2 protein-coding genes are annotated in these 3,236 nt (G+C 28.0%); both read left to right on the forward strand.

Going from position 1 to position 3,236, the window contains the following annotated elements:
• Positions 1-115 precede the first annotated feature (115 nt).
• Positions 116-1,432: a cysteine--tRNA ligase gene (gene cysS, locus OL66_RS02950; protein WP_034172402.1), complete on the forward strand. Its 1,317-nt coding sequence runs from the start codon at positions 116-118 to the stop codon at positions 1,430-1,432.
• A 171-nt stretch (positions 1,433-1,603) separates the two neighbouring features.
• Positions 1,604-3,236: nucleoside kinase (locus tag OL66_RS02955; RefSeq protein ID WP_034172403.1), on the forward strand; the 1,633-nt coding region annotated here is incomplete at its 3' end.

Raw genomic sequence — 3,236 nt, forward strand, 5'->3', positions numbered from 1 at the left:
ACTTATCATTTTATTTTATATAATTCATTCCATCGCAATTTAACCCTTATTTTTTTCTTTTATTTGCCCCCTCATTTTTCTTTATGCCATTTTCCAAACAAAAAGGATTTCTTTAATGCTAAAAATTTATAACTCTTTAACTCGCAAAAAAGAATTTTTTAACCCTGCCCATCCGCCCCAAATTAACATGTATGTTTGTGGACCTACTGTCTATAATCACCTGCATTTAGGAAACACCAGACCGTTAATTTTTTTTGATACAGTGAAAAGATATTTAGAAATGCTTAATTTTAGGGTATATTATGTAGTAAATATTACTGATATTGATGATAAAATTATTGAAAATGCCCTTAAAAACCAAGTTTTGGAACAAGATTTATCCAATAAATATATTAAATCTTTCAACAATCTCCTCAAAACCCTAAACATTCAAACCATTAATTTTAAACCTCAAGCTACTCAATATATCAATTCTATGATTGTCTACATCCAAACTCTTTTAGACCAAGGATTTGCTTATTTTACCGATCAAGGAATATATTTTCGTGTATCTAAAATTGATGATTATGGTAAACTCAAAAAACAAGATTTATCCCAACTTAAACAAAATGCACGTAAACAATTAGACCCCCAAAAAGAATTTCCAGGAGATTTTATTTTATGGAAAAAAACTTCGCAAGGTATTACATACCCAAGTCCTTGGTTTTCAGGGCGTCCTGGTTGGCATACTGAATGTGCAACTATGATTGAACAACTTTTTAAATTGCCTTTGGATATTCATGGAGGAGGTACAGATTTAAAATTTCCTCATCATGAAAATGAAATTGCCCAAACACACGCCCATAGCCACCAAAAACTAGCTAATTTTTTTATGCATGTAGAAAGATTAGATTATCAAAATCAAAAAATGTCTAAATCTTTAGGAAATATTATTTGGTGTAAAGATTTATTAAAACAATACAATCCTTGCATAATAAAGCTTTTAATTTTGAGTACTCATTACCGCAAGCCAATCAATTTTAGTTATGATTTGATGGAAAAAGCCCAACAAAAATACCAAAAAATAACTGATTTTTTAACTAAAAATAATTTTTATTTAAAAGTTAATCAATTTTCTTGCCAATCCTTAGACCAAGATATAATGCAGTTATTTCATCAATTAATGCAAGATGATTTGGCTACTCATAAAGTAATTGATTTAATGGAACAAACAATTAAACAAGCCCATCAAACCCAAATTTTGGATAAGTTATCCCAATTTCAAAACTCTTTATTATTAATTTTAAATATTTTAGGAATTACAATTCCATTTAACAAACCAACAAAAACAGACTTACAAACATATTTTTTGTGGCAAGATGCAAGAAAATGTAGAGATTTTGCCCAAGCAGATATTTTAAGAAAGCAATTATTAGATAAAGGCTTTATTTAAAAACTTTGAAACGCTCCAATAATTTGCCCCCACATTTTAATTATTTTTTTTACCTTTTTTTATTTTTCAATATTATTTATTGCAATTCACAAACATTACAATAATTTTATTTATTTAGAAAAAGACCTCTTAATTGAGGTTTTTAATATATTATCAGTATCAGAGGGAATCGTGCTAAAAGTTTATTATAATCAAACCATCCTAAATGTTACTTTAAACACTAGTTTAGAGACTTTAAAAAATCAATTAAACCTTAAAAATGTTTATGCTGCCAAAGTAAACAATAAATTAAAAGAACTTACCTTTAAATTGCATGCCCCCATCAATCAAATTACTTTTTTAGGCGCTTGGAACGCTGCGGCTGTAAATATTTATGAAGCTAGTTTAAGATATTTAGTTGCTATGGCATCTTACAAACTTTTTGAAAATATTTCATTACATTTTACTTATTATAGTTCTTCTAGTATTTTGGTATCTTTTCCCAAAGAAATTACCTTTTTGCCAGAAATGTTTCAAAAAATTAAAGAAGAAATGCATTTGTTAGTATCGCAAAAATTAGATATTACCAAAAAGAAATTGCCCCTTGAAAAAGCCTTGCAAATTTATCAATCTTTGGGATTTGGGGATAAAATTAGTCTCCTCAAACAAAAAGCTCCTTCCTTTGCTACCCTTTATTTTTGCCAAAACTATTGTAATTATATGTATCAAGGTTTAGTTCCTAACACTAGTTATTTAGATAAATATCATTTATTTTATCATCAAAATGGGTTTGTTATGCAATTTGTAACTCCTTTTAGTGATGAAAAAATTCCTCCTTTTCAACAAGAACCTCTATTTGAACAAATGCTTACTCAAAGTTTGGCTTTTAAAAAAACTATTCAAATGCAAAATGTTTCCCAAATTAATCAATTTGCCAAAACTGCTCAAAGTCAATTTAATTTAATTAATCTTGCAGAAATTAATCATCAAAATCAGTTGCAACAATTAAGTGCTAAAATTGCTAAACGTGCCTCCAATCTTAAAATTATTAATATTTCGGGTCCTTCTTCTAGTGGAAAAACTACATTTGCTAAAAGATTACAATTACAATTACAAGCGTTTGGAATTTGTACTTTTATTATTGCTATGGATAATTATTATTTGCCTTTGAAAGATATTCCCAAAGAAAAAGATGGCATCTCCTTTGATTTTGAAAGTATTGATGCCTTAAATATTCCTTTATTTAATCAAAATATCTATGATTTGCTGACTTGCAAAAAGACTACTATTCCCCAATTTGATTTTGTTACTCGTAGTCATACCCAAAAAGATATTCAAACCCATAATCATATTATTTTGGTAGAAGGAATACATGCCATAAACCCTAAACTTACTCCTTTTATTCCAAGATTACAAAAATTTCAAATCTATATTGCCCCACAACATCAATTATCACTAGATTTCCACAATCCTTTACATTTAACCGATGTGAGGTTTTTAAGAAGAGCTATAAGAGATTATATTTCTAGGAATACTACTATTTTAAGGACTTTTGAGTTTTGGGATTCTGTGCGAAAAGGGGAGTTTAGATGGATTTATCCTAATCAACAAGAAGCTGATTTTGTTTTCAATTCTGAATTAATTTATGAATTTAATGTTTTGAAACCATATTTAATTCCTTTGTTATTGCAAATTCCTGAAACAAGTAAGTATTTTGATAAAGCTCAGTATTTTTTAAATTTGTTAAGTTTTTTTAAATCTTTTGATTCTAATTTAGTGTTTCATGAGTCTTTGTTAAAAGAATTTATTGGATTGCTCAGATCGG

Source organism: Chrysanthemum yellows phytoplasma (assembly GCF_000803325.1).
Lineage (GTDB): Bacteria > Bacillota_I > Bacilli_A > Acholeplasmatales > Acholeplasmataceae > Phytoplasma > Phytoplasma asteris.

Bases quoted from the DNA above. Each gene is read 5' to 3' on its own strand.
- cysS (WP_034172402.1), top strand. From the start codon at position 116: ATGCTAAAAATTTATAACTCTTTAACTCGCAAAAAAGAATTTTTTAAC.